The sequence below is a fragment of the Novosphingobium kunmingense genome (assembly GCF_002813245.1).
Taxonomy (GTDB): domain Bacteria; phylum Pseudomonadota; class Alphaproteobacteria; order Sphingomonadales; family Sphingomonadaceae; genus Novosphingobium; species Novosphingobium kunmingense.
Genome location: NZ_PHUF01000002.1, coordinates 897,698 through 914,426, shown reverse-complemented (window position 1 = coordinate 914,426; position 16,729 = coordinate 897,698). Strand labels below are relative to the sequence as shown.

Annotated in this window: 17 protein-coding genes and 1 tRNA gene; 12 read left to right on the top strand and 6 right to left on the bottom strand. The window is 65.0% G+C overall.

Annotated elements, in window-relative coordinates; all coding sequences use genetic code 11:
- Position 1 precedes the first annotated feature (1 nt).
- On the top strand, positions 2–2,020 hold the full coding sequence (locus B0I00_RS04460; protein ID WP_100866102.1) for an acetyl-CoA carboxylase biotin carboxylase subunit: 2,019 nt from the start codon (positions 2–4) through the stop codon (positions 2,018–2,020).
- Positions 2,021–2,392 (top strand): tRNA-binding protein, encoded by a 372-nt coding sequence (locus B0I00_RS04455; RefSeq protein ID WP_100866101.1) that lies wholly within the window; start codon positions 2,021–2,023, stop codon positions 2,390–2,392. It abuts the gene before it with no gap.
- A 56-nt stretch (positions 2,393–2,448) separates the two neighbouring features.
- On the opposite strand, the gene B0I00_RS04450 is transcribed toward B0I00_RS04455, so the two are convergent.
- Positions 2,449–3,321, bottom strand: coding sequence for an OmpA family protein (locus tag B0I00_RS04450; protein WP_100866100.1), 873 nt, complete (start codon positions 3,319–3,321; stop codon positions 2,449–2,451).
- 345 nt (positions 3,322–3,666) lie between these two features.
- On the opposite strand from B0I00_RS04450, the gene B0I00_RS04445 reads away from it, so the two are divergent.
- Positions 3,667–4,443, top strand: coding sequence for a thioesterase family protein (locus tag B0I00_RS04445; protein WP_100866099.1), 777 nt, complete (start codon positions 3,667–3,669; stop codon positions 4,441–4,443).
- Here the strand turns inward: B0I00_RS04445 and aroB are convergent.
- A complete protein-coding gene (gene aroB, locus B0I00_RS04440) occupies positions 4,440–5,546 on the bottom strand; it encodes a 3-dehydroquinate synthase (RefSeq protein WP_100866098.1) in 1,107 nt (368 codons plus the stop codon). The genes B0I00_RS04445 and aroB overlap by 4 nt on opposite strands.
- Positions 5,537–6,112 (bottom strand): shikimate kinase, encoded by a 576-nt coding sequence (locus B0I00_RS04435; protein ID WP_100866097.1) that lies wholly within the window; start codon positions 6,110–6,112, stop codon positions 5,537–5,539. Before B0I00_RS04435 ends, aroB begins: the two co-directional genes overlap by 10 nt.
- 73 nt (positions 6,113–6,185) lie before the next feature.
- Between B0I00_RS04435 and B0I00_RS16985 the strand changes: the two genes are divergently transcribed.
- The 5 genes from B0I00_RS16985 to B0I00_RS04415 all read left to right on the top strand — a co-directional run bounded on the left by B0I00_RS16985 (position 6,186) and on the right by B0I00_RS04415 (position 11,643).
- Positions 6,186–6,326, top strand: a complete 141-nt coding sequence (locus B0I00_RS16985) for a hypothetical protein (protein ID WP_198519132.1) — start codon at positions 6,186–6,188, stop codon at positions 6,324–6,326.
- Positions 6,323–8,152 (top strand): hypothetical protein, encoded by a 1,830-nt coding sequence (locus B0I00_RS04430; RefSeq protein WP_100866096.1) that lies wholly within the window; start codon positions 6,323–6,325, stop codon positions 8,150–8,152. The genes B0I00_RS16985 and B0I00_RS04430 overlap by 4 nt, the downstream gene beginning before the upstream one ends.
- Before the next feature lie 5 nt (positions 8,153–8,157).
- Positions 8,158–9,042, top strand: coding sequence for a tyrosine recombinase (locus B0I00_RS04425; protein ID WP_100866494.1), 885 nt, complete (start codon positions 8,158–8,160; stop codon positions 9,040–9,042).
- Between the two features lie 52 nt (positions 9,043–9,094).
- Positions 9,095–10,042: an acetyl-CoA carboxylase carboxyltransferase subunit alpha gene (locus B0I00_RS04420; protein WP_100866095.1), complete on the top strand. Its 948-nt coding sequence runs from the start codon at positions 9,095–9,097 to the stop codon at positions 10,040–10,042.
- Positions 10,043–10,146: 104 nt separating this feature from the next.
- Positions 10,147–11,643: a M48 family metalloprotease gene (locus B0I00_RS04415; RefSeq protein ID WP_100866493.1), complete on the top strand. Its 1,497-nt coding sequence runs from the start codon at positions 10,147–10,149 to the stop codon at positions 11,641–11,643.
- Positions 11,644–11,718: 75 nt separating this feature from the next.
- Here B0I00_RS04415 and B0I00_RS04410 read toward each other — a convergent pair whose 3' ends face one another.
- Positions 11,719–11,910, bottom strand: coding sequence for a Flp family type IVb pilin (locus B0I00_RS04410; protein ID WP_100866094.1), 192 nt, complete (start codon positions 11,908–11,910; stop codon positions 11,719–11,721).
- 120 nt (positions 11,911–12,030) lie between these two features.
- Positions 12,031–12,210, bottom strand: a complete 180-nt coding sequence (locus tag B0I00_RS04405; protein WP_100866492.1) for a Flp family type IVb pilin — start codon at positions 12,208–12,210, stop codon at positions 12,031–12,033.
- A 62-nt stretch (positions 12,211–12,272) separates the two neighbouring features.
- Here B0I00_RS04405 and B0I00_RS04400 point away from each other — a divergent pair, with 62 nt between their 5' ends.
- Both B0I00_RS04400 and B0I00_RS04395 read left to right on the top strand, forming a co-directional pair.
- Positions 12,273–12,704 (top strand): (deoxy)nucleoside triphosphate pyrophosphohydrolase, encoded by a 432-nt coding sequence (locus B0I00_RS04400; protein WP_100866093.1) that lies wholly within the window; start codon positions 12,273–12,275, stop codon positions 12,702–12,704.
- A 45-nt stretch (positions 12,705–12,749) separates the two neighbouring features.
- Positions 12,750–12,826: transfer RNA gene (locus B0I00_RS04395), tRNA-Arg, on the top strand.
- 53 nt (positions 12,827–12,879) lie between these two features.
- Here B0I00_RS04395 and B0I00_RS04390 read toward each other — a convergent pair.
- Positions 12,880–14,412 (bottom strand): hypothetical protein, encoded by a 1,533-nt coding sequence (locus B0I00_RS04390; RefSeq protein ID WP_100866092.1) that lies wholly within the window; start codon positions 14,410–14,412, stop codon positions 12,880–12,882.
- A gap of 187 nt (positions 14,413–14,599) precedes the next feature.
- On the opposite strand from B0I00_RS04390, the gene B0I00_RS04385 reads away from it, so the two are divergent.
- Together B0I00_RS04385 and folE are read left to right on the top strand one after the other, a co-directional pair.
- Positions 14,600–16,117 (top strand): phospholipase D-like domain-containing protein, encoded by a 1,518-nt coding sequence (locus B0I00_RS04385; RefSeq protein WP_100866091.1) that lies wholly within the window; start codon positions 14,600–14,602, stop codon positions 16,115–16,117.
- Positions 16,114–16,725, top strand: coding sequence for a GTP cyclohydrolase I FolE (gene folE / locus B0I00_RS04380; protein WP_100866090.1), 612 nt, complete (start codon positions 16,114–16,116; stop codon positions 16,723–16,725). Before B0I00_RS04385 ends, folE begins: the two co-directional genes overlap by 4 nt.
- Positions 16,726–16,729 lie beyond the last annotated feature (4 nt).

Here is a 16,729-nt window from a genome sequence, read left to right as displayed (position 1 = left end):
GATGTTCAAAAAGATCCTCATCGCCAACCGTGGCGAAATCGCTTGCCGGGTCATCAAGACCGCCCGCCGGATGGGCATCCAGACCGTCGCGGTCTATTCGGACGCCGATGCGCGGGCGCCGTTCGTTCAGATGGCGGACGAGGCGGTGCACATCGGCCCGTCGCCTGCGGCACAAAGCTATCTCATCGCGGACAAGATCATCGAAGCCTGCAAGGCGACCGGGGCCGAGGCGGTTCATCCGGGCTATGGCTTCCTGTCCGAGCGGACCAGCTTTGCCGAGGAACTGGCGAAGAACGGCATCGCCTTCATCGGTCCGCCGGTGGGCGCGATCGCGGCGATGGGCGACAAGATCGAGTCCAAGAAGCTGGCCAAGGAAGCCGGCGTCAACGTCGTCCCCGGCTTCGTCGGCGAGATCGAGGATACTGAGCACGCGGTGCGCATCTCGGACGAGATCGGCTATCCGGTGATGATGAAGGCGAGCGCCGGCGGCGGCGGCAAGGGCATGCGCCTGGCGTACGACGAGAAAGACGTGCGCGAAGGTTTCGAGGCGGTGAAGCGCGAGGGGCTCAATTCCTTCGGCGATGACCGCGTGTTCATCGAGAAATTCATCCTCAACCCGCGCCACATCGAGATCCAGATCCTGGGCGACCAGCACGGCAACATTCTTTATTTGAACGAGCGTGAATGCTCGATTCAGCGCCGCCACCAGAAGGTGGTCGAGGAAGCGCCGTCGCCGTTCGTGACGCCCAAGATGCGCAAAGCGATGGGCGAACAGTGCGTCGCGCTGAGCCGTGCGGTGGGCTATTACAGCGCCGGTACGGTCGAGCTGATCGTGTCGGGCGCGGACCCGACGGGCGAGAGCTTCTACTTCCTTGAAATGAACACCCGCCTGCAAGTCGAGCACCCGGTGACCGAGGCGATCACCGGCATCGACCTGGTCGAGCAGATGATCCGCGTCGCCGCCGGCGAGAAGCTGGCGATGACGCAGGACGATATCGGCATTGATGGCTGGTCGATTGAAAACCGCGTCTATGCCGAAGACCCATATCGCGGCTTCCTGCCCAGCACCGGGCGGCTGGTGCGCTATCAGCCGCCGGTCGAAGGCTGGACCGATGATGGCGAGGCGAACGGCCGCCGCGGGGTGGACGGCGTGCGCGTCGATGACGGCGTCTACGAAGGCGGCGAAGTGTCGATGTTCTACGATCCGATGATCGCCAAGCTCGTCACCTGGGGCCAGACCCGCGACGAGGCGGCGGACAAGCAGATCGCCGCGCTCGACAGCTTCGAGATCGAGGGGCTGGGCCACAACATCGACTTCGTTTCGGCGATCATGCAGCACCCGCGGTTCCGCTCGGGCGAACTGACCACCGGCTTCATCGCCGAGGAATACCCCGACGGCTTCCACGGTGCGGCAACTTCGAATGAGACCGCGCGCGACCTGGCGGCCATCGCCGGCTTCATCGCCACGGCGCGCGCCGACCGCGCGCGGCAGGTCGACCAGCAACTGAACGGAGAGCTTGAACCGCCCTACGACTGGTCGGTGACGATCGGCGACAGGATCTTTGCCGTCGCGCTGGAGGACGATGTCTTGGTCGATGGCGACCCGGTCGACATGGGGTGCAGCTACACCCCGGGTGACCGGATGGTCGAAGCGCACATCGCAGGCCAGACCTACACGGTGAAGATCGAACCGACCCGCACCGGCCTGAAAATGACCACGCGCGGCGCGATCCACCAGGTCCGCGTGCTGCCCGCGCACATCGCCCACCTGACGCAGCACATGATCGAAAAGGTCCCGCCGGACCTGTCGAAGTTCCTGATCTGTCCGATGCCAGGCCTGCTGGTTTCGCTGAGCGTGGCCGAGGGCGACAAGGTCGAGGCGGGCCAGCCGCTCGCCGTGGTCGAGGCAATGAAAATGGAGAACATCCTCCGCGCCGAGAAATCGGCCACAGTCAAGAAGGTCAACGCCAAGGCCGGCGACAGCCTGGCCGTCGACGCGGTGATCTTGGAGCTGGAATAGGTGCACCTGGACCACGCGCCCGATGCGCCCGCCGCCGAGCTGATCGGTTTCGACCAGTTTCTGGCCGTCGACATCCGTGTCGGTACGATCCTGTCGGCGGAACCGTTTCCCGAGGCGCGCAAGCCGGCCTACAAGCTGGTGATCGATTTCGGGCCGGGGATCGGGGTGAAGAAGTCGAGCGCGCAGATCACCGATCGCTACGACCTGCGTGACCTGCCGGGGCGCCAGGTGGCGGCGGTGGTCAATTTCCCCCCGCGCCAGATCGGCAAGTTCATGTCCGAAGTGCTGACGCTGGGCTTCGGCGACGAGGCGGGTGCTGTGATCCTGTTCGCGCCGGATCGCCCGGTCCCCGAAGGATCGCGTCTGTTTTGAACGCGAAAACGGGGCGGATCCTTAGACCCGCCCCGCTTCATGCAATGTGCCGCGGCTTAGAGGCCGTCGACGCTCTTGCTGACGAGGATGTTCACGGCAACGCGGCGGTTCTGCGCCTTGCCTTCCTCGGTGTTGTTGTCCGCCATCGGATCGGCTTCGGCCATGCCGGTCGGGGTCAGAACGCGATAGGGCTTCCACTTGCAGTACTGCTGCAGGTAGTTGATCACGCTGGCCGCGCGCTTTTCGCTGAGCGTCTGGTTGTATTCCTCGTCACCGACCGAGTCGGTGTAACCGACGACCAGCAGCAGGGCGTTGTTCATGCCTTCGGCCTGGGTAGCGGCCTGGCACAGCTCAGCCTTGGCTTGCGGCGACAGGTTCGACTTCGCGGTATCGAAGAACACGTTGGTCGTGCCCTTGATGTTGTAGTTGTCGATGTCCGCCATGCGGCCGCGCAGCGCCTGGGTGGCGGCGGTCTGTTCGGCAAAGCCCTGGGCCGTGCCGTTGCGGATCATCGTCGCGACCTTGTTGTCGCTGTTCTTGAAGTTGACCTGGCTGGCCAGCAGGACCGGGCCGGCCTGCATGGTCTTGACCGTCACCGGCAGGCCATTGAGCAGGGCCGAGGTCGGCAGGTTGCTCTTGCCGCCACCGAACAGTCCGCCGCCCGACTTGATCTTGGTCGTTTCGTTGACATAGACGACCGTGCTGACGCCGGCATCGGTCGTAACCTTGATCTTGTCGGCCGCGCGGGCTGTGATGACGCCCTTGATTTCGGGTCCCTGGGTCATAGCGCTCATGTCCGGCTGCAGTTCGCCGTTGACGATGATCGCGGGGTTGTTGGTTGCATCCTGCGCCGAGACACCGCCGGCCATCGGCAGGGTGAGCAGGGCAGCAGCTGTCAAAATCTTGGTCCGGGTGGACATGGCAGGCATAGATCAGGCTCCTTGGATTACGCTTGGCGCGTGATTGTTGAGGCGAACCTGTCTGCTAGATGAACAAAAACGCGGGAATCTGTCAATTTGCGGGTCGTCAGGTGCGGGTCTGCGATGAACCGAGCGTGTTCTATGTGCAACAGTTCCGGGAAAACGACGATCCGAGCGCTACGAATCGACGAACGACATGAACCGACTCACCAATGATTTGCCGGCGAAGGCATCCGGGCGATGTGTCTACTGGTGTTCACAGCTCTCGTCTGGCGACGGATTGCGTCGATGATATGAATTGCAGTGTGCAACGTATGGTTGACCTGCCGCGCCGTTGCGTCGAAGGCTCGCCGTATGAGCCTGCCGCAGATCCTCGCCGCCGCCCGATCCATCGAGAACGGCTTTGCCGCAACGATTCCCGATGGCTGGATGCAGGGCCGCACCAGCTATGGCGGACTGTCCGCGGCCCTGGCGCTCGTCGCGGCGCAGCGGATTGCCGATGACCTGCCGCCACTGCGGTCGGCGACGGTCAACTTCGTCGGGCCGCTGGCGGGTGAGGTCGAGGTCACGGCACGGCTGCTGCGGCGGGGTCGCAACGCGACCTGGATCAGCGCCGAGGTCGGCGCCGAGGGCGCGGTCGGCTTGTCCGCGACGTTCGTCTTCATGGGTTCTGTAGAGCAGAGCACGCTTCACCTGCACGAAGTCCCAGCGCCGGCCGATCTGGTTCCGCTGGCTGAGGCCTTGCCCTTGCCCGAGCGGGGCGGACCGAGCTTCGCCCCCAATTTCGAGCGGAGGTTTGGCCTGCCACGATCCGACGTGGCCGAGCCGGTCATCTGTTGGTGGGAGCGCCTGCGCGATACCGAAGGTCTCGATCCGATGGTCGCGCTGCTGTTGCTGGCCGATGCCCTGCCGCCCGGGGTCATGCCGCTGACGGGCCCGGCGCCGATCAGTTCGATGACCTGGCTGATCAACCTCCTGACAGCCGAGCCGCGGACCGATGACGGCTGGTTCCTGCTGCGCGCGCTGGGCAACTACGCGGAAAAAGGCTGCTCCAGCCAGGACATGGCGATCTGGAACACCCGCGGCGAAGCGGTCGCCGTCGGCATGCAGTCGATCGCGCTGTTCGGCTAGGCTGCCAGTTCGCCGTCGAGGAAAGCGGCGACATCGTCGAGCGCGACGTCCTTCGCCAGGAAGGTCTGCCCGATCCCGCGCATCAGCAGGAAGGGCAGGGTGCCCGCGTCCATCTTCTTGTCGTGCAGCATGTGCCCGACAAGGGCCGCACCGTCGCAGCTGAGGCCCATCGCCCCGAGATCGGCGGTCATCCCCACATCGCGCAGGTGGCGGGCGAGATGTTCGGCGCTGGCCTGCGGCATCAGGCCGAGGCGCGCCGAATACTTCGCCGCCAGGACCATGCCGATCGCCACGCCTTCGCCATGGAGCAGCCGATCGGAAAAGCCGGTCTGCGCCTCGAGCGCGTGGCCGAAGGTGTGGCCGAGGTTGAGCAGCGCGCGGCGGCCGGTCGTCTCGCGCTCGTCCTCGGCGACGATCCGCGCCTTGGCCGCGATCGAATGGGCGACCGCATATTCGCGCAGTGCCGCATCACCGGCCAGCATGGCGGCGCCATTGGCATCGCACCAGGCGAAGAAGTCCGCATCGTCGATCAGGCCGTACTTGACCACTTCGGCATAACCGGCGCGCAATTCGCGCGGGGGCAGGGTATCGAGGACGGCAAGGTCCGCCAGGACTAGCGCGGGCTGGTGGAACGCGCCGACCAGGTTCTTGCCCGCAGCTGTGTTGATCGCAGTCTTGCCGCCGACCGAGGAATCGACCTGGGCCAGAAGGCTGGTCGGAAGCTGGATGAACTGGCAGCCGCGCTTGAGGATCGCCGCGGCAAAACCCGTTAGGTCGCCGATCACCCCGCCGCCAAGGGCAAGCACATGATCGCCGCGTTCGACCTCTTCGGCCAACAACCAGTCGATCGTCGCGGCCAGCTGCGCCCAGCTCTTGCTCGATTCGCCGGCGGGAAGAATGCGCCACACGGCCTCGTGTCCGCCGTCGTGGAGCGCGCTTTCGATCACGGAACCCCAGGCGTCATGGACATTGGCATCGGTGATCACCGGCACGCGCCGCTTGCGCAGCTTGCCGCGGCATTGATCGACCAGGCCGGCGAGCAGGCCGGTGCCGACCCGAACCTCGTACGGCGCGCCGGCAATGGCGACGGGGATTACAGCCATTCGTCAATTCCCTTCAGAACTTTGGCCACGGTTCGCCCATGGGGGCCGGCGGTGCTGGTCACGTGGATCGGCGCCTGGCTATAGGCCGATGCGCGTTCCTCGCGCAGCCGCGTCAGGACCGTGCGGGGATCGCCCCCGCGCAGCAGCGGCCGGTTGTCGCGGCGCCCGACGCGCTCGATCAGCGTATCGATATCGCTGTCGAGCCAGACCGCTATGCCCTTGTCGAGGATCAGGCGGCGCGTATCCGGGTTGACGAAGGCTCCTCCGCCGGTCGCCAGCACGCTGCGGTGGCTCGCACCGTCGAGCAGGCGGGCGATCACCCGGCGCTCGCCATCGCGGAAATAGGCCTCGCCGAATTGTTCGAAGATTTCCGGGATGGTCATCTGCGCGGCCTGCTCGATCGCCTCGTCGGCGTCGGTGAACGGGAGGTGGAGAAGGCCTGCCAACTTGCGCCCCACGCTCGACTTGCCGACCCCCATCATCCCGACCAGCACGATGGGCCGGTCGAGACGCGCGGCGAGTGCCTCGATTTCCGCCGAACTGAGGGTGTGGCCGTCATGGTCCATTGCGGCCTCGCCTATAGATGGGCTAACCGGACGCGCAAGTATCGGGTTCATGAGGTCGCGGGTGGCGGATAGCGTGCAAGGTCGGTTGAAGGTCGGACTGGTGATCGGGCTGCTGGCCGTGGCGTCGTTGCTGGCGCTGGCCTGGGTCGATGCCGGGGTCGAGCCCGTTCGCCCGCTGACCGCGCCGGCCACGTTGCCGGAGGCCGCTCGATGAAGCGCGTTCTGCTTTTTGCAGGCGGCGGTCTGCTGGCGCTGAGCTCGGTCTGGGCGGCGGCGCAGGATTCACCTGAAAGCCTGCTGCCGCCCGGGTTCGAGCGGCCCAAGGCGCCGCCCAAGCAGGATAGCCCTGCGCCCAATCCGGCGGCTTCTCCTGTTGTGCAGCCGCTTCCCAGCGACAGCTCGCGCGCATCCTCGGCCGGACCGCGCCCGATCACGCTGCCATCGGGCATGCGCATCCCCACGCTGCGCGAGCTGGAGGCGATGACGCCCGACGAGCTTGACGAGCTGCTCGGGCTCAAACCCAAGTTCGACATGCCCGGGGCGGCACGCCGCTCGCTCGATCGGGTCGGCGTGCTCGCCGCGGACGAGGGTGGCTTGCCGCCGCTTTCAGTGCGCGGCCAGTCGCCGGTGCTGGTCAAGGCGGCGATCGAAGGCAACAAGGGGCAGATGGTCTCGCGCTGGGGGCACATCCTCGTGCGCCGCGCGCTAGCCTCGCGAATGGACGCGCCGCAGGGAATGAACCCGGCAGACTTTGCCGCGGCCCGCACGCAGCTGCTGCTGCGCATGGGCGAGGGCGAGGCCGCCCGTGCCCTAGTCCAGGACGTCGATGCCGGAAACTACACCCCGGGCCTGACCCAGGCGGCGCTCGACGCTTTCGCCTTTACCGCCGATGTGACGGGCGTCTGCCCGGTCATTGCCGTTCACGGCAGCGTTCGCCGCGATCCAGACTGGCGAGTGCTGCGCTCGCTCTGCGCTTCGTTCCAGGGCGATGGCTCGGCCGGCATGGCGCAGCTCACGCAGATGGAGCGCACCGGGGTCTGGCCGCAGATCGACATCCTCCTCGCGAAGAAATACGCCGGCGCCATCGGCAAGAGCCGCCAGGCCGTGACGATCGAATGGGACAAGGTCGAGGATATGAAGCCGTGGCGCTATGCGCTGGCGATCGGCGTCGGGCTCGAGCCTCCGGCCCGGCTGACCGATGATAATGCCGTGCGGTACGGCCTGATCAACGCGACCGCGCCGATGCTGCCCCTGACCGCCCGGGCGGCCGGGGCCGACCGTGCGGCGGGCGCGGGGATCCTCTCGGCCGCTGCGATGGTCGACCTTTACGGCCAGATCTATGCGCAGGAGGATATCGAGGGCGAGTGGGCCGATCGGGCTGCCTCGCTGCGCACGGCCTATGTCGGAGAAGCCCCGGCCGACCGGCTGGCTGCGATCAAGGCGCTGTGGAGCGACAGCGGCGACGCGCAGGCTCGCTATTCGCGCCAGGTGCTGACCGCCTATGCCGCCGCACGCATGCCGGTGGACCAAAGTTTCAGCGCCGACGCACCCGATCTGATCGCCTCGATGCTGGCGGCCGGGCTCGATGCCAACGCGCTGCGCTGGCTGTCGCAGGCCGAACCGGGCAGCCTGGCCTGGGGACAGCTCGCCTTGGCTGCTCCGACGGCGCAAGGCGCCGTCGATGCCGGCGCCCTGGACGACTTTTACGACAACGACACCTCGAACGGTTACCGCAAGTCGCGCTTCCTCCTGGCCGGCCTCGCCGGGCTTGGCCGCGTCGATGCCGGCGTTGCGGGCAATTTCGCCGCCAAGCTGGGCATCGATCCGGCGCGCCAGACGCGCTGGACGGCGCTGATCGACCAGGCCGCGGCGGTCGACAACCAGGCCTTGGTCGTGCTTCTCGCCGGTGTCGGCATGCAAGGCGATGGGTGGGACAAGATGACCAGCGTCAACCTGTTTCACATCGTCAACGCTCTCAACAAGGTCGGCCTTTCGGCAGAAGCGCGAATGATCGCGGCCGAAGCCGTCGCCCGGGCTTAACTGCGCTGTCGGCGGCGGTCGACGCTTTCCTGGCCATGCTCGCCGCCGAACGCGGCGCGGCGCGCAATACGCTGGCGGCCTATCGCCGCGATCTCGAAGGGGCGGAGGAAGCCATCGGCGATCTGACGACGGCCGATCGTTCGGCCATCGCCTCGCTCGGCACCGTGTTTGGCTCGCTCGCCCCGTCGAGCGTTGCGCGAAAGAGTTCGGCACTGCGGCAGTTTTTCGCCTTTCTCTTCGATGAGGGATGGCGCCGCGACGATCCCTCTCCCGCGCTGCCCCGGCCGCGCAGCCGGCGTCCGCTGCCACGGCTGCTGAGCCACGCCGAAGTAAGCGCGCTGTTCGAGCGGGCCGAAGACGAAGCGTCCGTAGACAATTCCGCAGCAGTGCGGCTGCTGGCCTTGCTCGAACTGCTTTACGGCTCCGGCCTGCGAGCGACCGAACTCGTGTCCTTGCCGCTCGCTGCAGTGCCGCGCGATGCGCCGTTCCTGACCGTCACGGGGAAGGGCGGGCAGCAGCGGATGGTCCCGGTCAGCACCCGCGCGCGTCAGGCGTTGTCGCGCTGGCTGGCGTTGCGGGGCGAGGGCGGGCGCTTGTTGTTCCCCTCGACCTCGCGCGAGGGGCATTTGACCCGGGTGCGGCTGTTCCAGCTTCTGCGCGGGCTCGCCGCGCGGGCGGGGATCGATCCGGACAAGGTCAGCCCGCACGTGCTGCGCCACGCCTTTGCCACCCACCTCCTCGAAGGCGGCGCCGACCTGCGCGTGCTGCAGACGCTGCTGGGCCATGCCGATATCGCGACGACGCAGATCTACACCCATGTCGACAGCGCCCGGCTGGTCGCCCTGGTCAACGCGCGGCACCCCCTGGCGACCCGCGCGCCCGGCGGTTGACCGCGCCGCGTTGGCACTTGCGATGCGGCGCGGTCAGGGCTAGCGCAGCGCGATGATTTCCTACCTCGAATTCGAGAAGCCTGTTGCCGCGCTCGAAGCCCGTATCGCCGAGCTTCGGCAGACCGCCAGTGCCGGCGACGTCGACATTTCCGGCGAGATCCGCCGCCTCGAAGCCAAGAGCGCCGATCTCCTCGCCAGCACCTACGGCGCGCTCACGCCGTGGCAAAAGACGCAGGTCGCTCGGCACCCGATGCGGCCGCATTTCAGCGATTTCGTCGCTTCGACCTTCACCGACTTCATGCCCCTGGGCGGCGATCGCTACTTCGGCAACGATCAGGCTATCATCGGCGGATTTGCCCGCCTTGGCGGCCGCAAGATCATGCTGATCGGCCATGAAAAGGGCAATGACACGCAAAGCCGGATCAAGCACAATTTCGGCATGGGCAAGCCCGAAGGCTACCGCAAGGCCATTCGCCTCATGGACATGGCCGGACGCTTCGGGCTGCCGGTGGTGACGCTGGTCGATACCTCCGGCGCCTTTCCCGGCGTCGAGGCGGAGGAGCGCGGCCAGGCCGAAGCGATCGCCCGCTCGACCGAGGCGTGCCTCGCGCTGCCGGTGCCGATGGTGGCGGTGATCGTGGGCGAAGGCGGGTCCGGCGGCGCGGTCGCGCTGGCCAGTGCCGAACGCGTGTTGATGTTCGAACACGCGATCTATTCGGTGATCTCGCCCGAAGGCTGCGCCTCGATCCTGTGGCGCACCAGCGACCGCGCATCCGACGCCGCCGAGGCGATGAAGGTGACCGCGCAGGATCTGCTGGCTCTCAAGGTCATCGACCGCATCGTCAAGGAACCGGTCGGCGGCGCGCATCGTGACCCGCAAGGCGCGGCGGAGATGCTTGGTCAAGCGATCGCGGGCGAACTGGACGACCTGTGCAAGCTGGGCCCTGCGCAGCTGCAATCCATGCGCGAGGAGCGTTTCCTGCGGATCGGGGCCAACTGACCGCAGTCTCCCCGACAGGCCAGTGTAGACTGGGGAACAATCGCGTGTTGTTCCCGTTTTCATGGCGTAGTCGCCGTGCCTTAATGGCTGGCCAGGAGGATCGCATGAACCGTCATTCCCGCTTTACCCGCTTGCTCGTTGCCTATTCCGCCGGCGTGTCGCTTGTCGCACTGCCCGCGTGCAGCACAGCGCAGACCGCCGCACCCAGCAGTTCGACGGCCACCGCGCAGTCGATCAGCGCGGCCGAAAAGGCCGAAGGCGCCAAGGCGCACCCGCAGCTTCTGGCCGAGTTCGGCGGCGCCGAAACCGGCCCGCAGGCCAGCTACGTCGAAGGCATCGGCAAGAACATCTCGGTGCAGTCTGGTCTCAGCAACGCGCGCGGCGACTTTACCGTGACCTTGCTCAACTCGTCGGTGAACAACGCCTTCGCGATCCCTGGGGGCTACGTCTATACCACCCGCCAACTGGTGGCGCTGATGAACAACGAAGCCGAACTGGCCGGCGTGCTGGGTCATGAGGTCGGCCACGTTGCCGCGCGCCATGCCGCCAAGCGGCAAAGCCAGGCTACCCGCAACTCGATCCTAGGCGTGCTTGGCAGCGTCCTGTCCGGTGTGCTGCTCGGCAACAGCCAGATTGGCCAGGTTCTGCAGCGCGGCCTCCTGCAGGGCTCGCAGTTGCTGACCCTCCAGTATTCGCGCAACCAGGAACTAGAAGCTGACCGCCTGGGGATCACATACCTGAAGCGGGCCGGTTACGATCCGCGCGCGATGTCGACGGTGCTGCGCAGCCTTGCGGCGCAGAACGCGCTCGACGCGCGGTTGATGGGAACGCAGAACCAGGTGCCGGCCTGGGCTTCGACCCATCCCGATCCAGCCTCGCGCGTGACGACCGCGCTCAACTATGCCGGCGCTAATTCGACCGGTCTCACCAATCGCGACACGTTCCTGTCGCGGATCAGTGGTTTGACCTATGGCGATGACCCGCGCCAAGGCATCGTCGAGGGGCGCAATTTCACGCACCCGGACCTGCGTCTCGCCTTCCAGTCGCCTAACGGCTTCTACATGCTGAACGGCACCCGCGCGGTGACCATTTCGGGTCAATCGGGCAAGGGCCAGTTTACCACCGCCGCCTACAACGGCGATCTCGACGCCTATGTCCGCGCGGCCTTTGCCGGCCTGACTGAAGCGAACCAGCCGCAGATCAACCCGGGCAGCATCTCGCGCACCACGGTGAACGGCATTCCGGCCGCCTATGCGACCAGCCGCGTCAACAATGGCAGCAGCCAGGTCGACGTGACGGTCTTTGCCTATCAGTTCGACGCAACCCATGCCTATCACTTCGTGACGATTACCCAGGCAGGTAGCGCCAACGTGTTCAGTTCGATGTACTCGTCGATGCGCCGCATCTCGGCGAACGAGGCATCGGCCGTGCGGCCGCGCAAGCTTTCGGTGATCACGGCTTCGGCTGGCGACACGGTCAACAGCCTGGCCAACCGCATGGCCTACACCGATGCGAAGCTGGATCGCTTCCTGGTGCTCAATGGCCTGACTGCCTCGAGCCGCATCGTCGCCGGCCAGAAGATCAAGCTCGTTACGTACTGATCGACGGTTCCCGCAGGCAAAAAAAGAGGCGGCGGATAAGATCCGCCGCCTCCCTTTTAGACTTGCTCAGCCTGATTAGCAGGCAGCGCCGGTGTTGGCGTTGGCGCAATCCAGCTTGCCGGCCGACACGGTGAAGGTGTTGGTCAGGCTCTTGCCCATGTTCTGCATGGCAACGATCGCGGCGACGGCGATGAGGGCGGCGATCAGGCCATATTCGATGGCGGTCGCACCAGCTTCGTCACGGATCAGCTTGTTGATGAACTTCATGATTGGTCTCCAGTTTCAAGCAGTTTCACTTACCCGCCCTTTCGTTTCAGAACCCCGGAAAGGACGACACCGGGTTAACTTGCAGTCGTTGAAAAACTCTTAATTCGTTTCGCAATCCGTTCAGAAAAGAACGGAACCGATCTTGCCCATGACGCCAGCCAGGCTGCCGTTGGCACCGTTTCCGAGCTTGTCGAACGCGGCGATGCACGCAATCGCGATCATGGCGACAATCAGCCCGTATTCGATCGCGGTGGCTCCGCGGTCGTCACGTGCGAGATTGTGCAACGTCGTCTTGAACATCGTCGTCTCCCACCCCATCGGTGTTGAAGCCAAACTGGCAGGGGTTCATCACCAAAACGTTAATGGCGGAGGCCGGAGTGCCAAGATTTCCGACAATCGTCCCGGTCGTCGCCGTCGCCCTGATGGATGGCGAGGGCGCGGTACTCATGCAGCAGCGACCGGCCCACAAGCACCATGGTGGGCTGTGGGAATTTCCAGGAGGCAAGGTCGAAGCCGGCGAAAGGCTCGAAGAAGCGTTGATTCGCGAGATCGGCGAAGAATTGGGAATCGCCCTTGCGCACGATGCGCTTGTGCCGTTTTCCTTCGCTTCGGCATCCGATCAGCCGCATGTCGTCATGCTTTACACCTGCCTTCGGTGGCAAGGGGAGCCGCAGGCGCTCGACGCGCAAGCGATCGCCTGGTTTCCGCCCGAGCGGCTTGCCGGGCTGGCCATGCCGCCGCTTGACGTGCCCTTGGCAGCTGCGCTGCACAAAGCCGCAAAAAGGGCAAATTAGCCGCTTGCCAAGCCCGAAAGACCCCCCTATGTGCGCCCTTCCAACGCGCCCGTAGCTCAGCTGGATAGAGCATCAGACTACGAATCTGAGGGTCGGACGTTCGAATCGTTCCGGGCGCGCCACACACCAAAAGAGCCATCCGCAAGGGTGGCTCTTTTGGTGTGTGCTTGGATGATTACTCCGCCGCGCCGGGCTTGCGGCGGAAATAAAATCGGATGCCCTCATGCTCCCCAAAAAAGGCATAGTCGCTGCGCAGGACGCGGTCGATCTCGCCGTCCGTCCGCGCCCAGCCTTCCCAGTCGAACTTCTGCCTGAAGTTGTATGTATCGATCATGACGACGTCGGGTCGGCGCGTGACGAGATCTGATCGTAGTCGGGCACGCTCCGCGAACACGAGCCTTGCATAGCCCGGCCGGTCTTCGGGTGAGACTTTGCTTTCGCGCTCAAGTCTGGCGACTGCGCCCGACGTAAGCTGGCTACCGGCAGCACTGGCCCACGTGCCATGTACGAGCCGGACGAGCGGCTCGCCGATGCTGATGTGCGGTGTTATCGCAATAAGCGCAGGATGCGGCGGCGCATGTGCCGTGATAAGAGGGACAAAACGACCGTGGTCTTGGCGAAATTCGACCATCGCAACCCACAGTTCCAACGTCAGAACGATGACTGCCGCAAACCGCGCTTTGGCAAAGCGTCCCGAGAACGGCGTCGTTTCGCGTAACATCGTGGGCGATAACCAGGCAATACACAGGCTCAAGGTTACCATCGGCAGTAGTGTGTATCCGAACCCTTTGCCTTGAACGAGATAGGAGATTGCTCCACCCAGCGCCGCCATGCACCAGGGGCCAGCCTGTCGCCAATCCGGGGATTTCGGCCCTATGACCAGAACGACCAGAAGGATCGAAGCTATTGACGTTGCACCGAAACCGTATGCCAGCAAGGTGCGCAGGTCTTCTCGGTTGGTAACGTAGACTTGCGATGCCAATCGCGCGTCAGCGGTAAGAATTTGCGGGAAAAACAGGACTATCATTCCGACGTAGGCAAATACGACCGCTGCCGCGACAAGCGCTTCGATACGAAAAACGTTTCGCCACGATGGGCGCCTCGCCAATGCCCATAATAACGGAAGACCGGCGACGGCGGCCAAATGAGGCTTCAGACACATCGCGAAGCCAGCCCCAAGACCGCACAGGACGCGCAGCGTTCGGGTGGATGGCACAGGCGAAGCGACCAACGCGACGAACGGCAGAAGACCAAGAACCGCAAGGTGTTCGCGTTGACCGAAATGCATCGCCGGCAAGAGCAGGGTTGCCGCAAGCAGGACGATTCGGGCCCGTCGACGTGATGCACCGTCATGGTGCCATGGGCCCGCTAGCGACAAGGTCAGCTTGACCTGCAGGAGTGCGAACAGGACGGTCATGGTCAGGACCGCGAGATCCGCCGGCAGCGGTGTGCGCTGGCCAATCCAGGCGCCAGGAAGATAGACGATCCAACTCAACGGTGGATTGAGTTCGATTACATCGATGCCAAGCTTGCCGCCTGCCAGGATGCGCTCCCCTACGGTCAGAAGCCAGCTCAGGTCAGACGTCAGAATCAGATGGGATTGGACTACAATCGTTGCCGTGACGATTGCGATCTCAAGCCAGTAGTGGCGCAACATTTGCAGCCTGTTGCCGGCAAGCGCGCGCGATGCCTGTTGGTTGTCCAACATTCCAGAAGGTTGCGCCAAGTGCACCGGCCTTTCTACAAGTCAGGTTGGCCGAGCGCAGGCCATCGATCAACTCGAATCAGAGATGCCTGGCGTGCAGGCAATGCCGTAACCGGGCCGACGCATCGGAACGACTAAACTGGCTGTGCGTTACTTGGAGTCGGGAACGCGCAGGCGCTATGGAGGGGGCATGCAGGATACTGACTTCGACGATCGTTCGGCAACTCCGTCCGCCTGGCGGTTTGCCAGGGCCACCAGGGCCCACGTTGTGGTCGATGCGGCCGATTACTTCACCCTGATGGAAGAAGCGATGATGGCCGCGCGGCAGCGGATTCATCTGGTGGGTTGGGATTTCGACACCCGCGCGCGGCTCGAGCCGGGACGGCGGCGACGCCGGGATGGCGAGGGGAGGCGGCGTCCGCCAGCGCGCCTTGGGCGGTTCATCATCTGGCTGTGCAGGCGGCGACCGCAGTTGCAGGTGCGCGTGCTCAAGTGGAACTTCGGCGCGCTCAAGTTCGTGTTCCGCGGTTCGATGATCCTCGATCTGATCCGCTGGTACCTGACACCCCAGATCGACTTCAAGTTCGACAGCGCGCACCCACTGGGCTGCAGCCACCACCAGAAGATTGTGACGATCGACGATTGTTTCGGCGTTTGCGGCGGCATCGACATGACCTCGGATCGGTGGGACACGCCCGAACACAAGGAAGACGATCCGCGCCGCAAGAGGCCCGACGGTCGCAAGCTTTACGGCCCGTGGCACGACATGACCATGATGCTCGAGGGGCCGGCGGCCGGCGCGATCGCCGCTCTGGCGCGCGACCGCTGGCGGGCGGCCGGCGGAGAACCGCTGCAAGCGTGCAAGGAGCAGGACGGAACGGCCTGGCCCGAACGCCTCAAGGCAGAGTTTACCGATGTCGAGATCGGCATTGCGCGCACCCGCGCCGCGTACCGCGACTGCGGCGAGATCCGCGAGATCGAGAACCTGTTCGTCGAACACATCGGGCGCGCGAAGCGATTCATCTATGCCGAAAGCCAGTATTTTGCCTCGCGCGTGATTGCGGAGGCCATCGCGAAGAAGATGGCCGAACCCGACCCGCCCGACATCGTCATCATCAACCCCGAGACCGCCGACGGCTGGCTGGAACAGGCCGCCATGGACGGCGCGCGTGTGCAATTGTGCCATGCCATCGGCCGTCACGACCCCGGCAACCGGTTCCGGATCTATTTGCCCTACAATGCCGCCGGGACGGCGATCTATGTCCATTCGAAGATGATGATCGTCGACGATGCGATCCTGCGCATCGGCTCTGCCAACATGAACAACCGCTCGCTCGGCCTCGACAGCGAATGTGACGTGTTCATCGACGCCGAGCGACCGGGCAATGAGCAGGCGGTGGCTGCGATCCGCAATCTGCGCGCGCGCCTGCTGGCAGAGCACACCGGCCTGCCCTTCGACCAGGTGGCGGCCGCGCTTGTCGATGGGCAATCGATGCATGACCTGATCGCCAGGGCGCCCGACAACGGCAAGCGGCTCGAGCCGTTCGTGCTGCAGGAACTGACCGAAGCCGAAAAGACGGTTGCCGACAACGCCCTTCTTGATCCAGAGCGCCCCGAAGAGATGTTCGAGCCGATACACAAGCGTCGCGGTCTGTTCCGCCGCGGCGGGTGGCTCAGGCGGCCGGAGCGAGGAGATTCGAGAGCATGACGCACGACCACGATGACTACGGCGATGCCGGGCCCATGGCCAAGCTGCCGGTGCCCGACGACGTGCAGGAAGCGATCCGCACCCTGATCCGGTGGTCGGGGGACGATCCGTCCCGTGAAGGCCTGCTCGACACACCGGCCCGCGTTGCGCGCGCGTGGAAGGAATACTGCCTCGGCTATCAGGAGGAACCGGCGTACCACCTGTCGCGCACCTTCGAGGAAGTTGGCGGCTACAACGAGCTGGTGCTGTTGAAGGACATTCCCTTCCAGTCGCACTGCGAACATCACATGGCGCCGATCACCGGCAAGGCGGCCATCGCCTATATGCCGAACGAGCGGGTCGTCGGCATTTCAAAGCTGGCCCGCGTGCTGCACGGCTTTGCGCAGCGCCTGCAGATACAAGAGCGGCTGACCGCCGAAGTGGCGCAATGCATCTGGGACAACCTTCAGCCACAGGGAGTGGCTGTGGTGATCGAGGCGCAGCACGGCTGCATGACCGGCCGCGGGGTCAAGACGCCGGGCGTCGGCATGGTCACCAGCCGCCTGATTGGCTGTTTTCTTGACGATTCGCGCAGCCGCAAGGAAGTGCTCAGCCTGATGGGCTATTGATCGG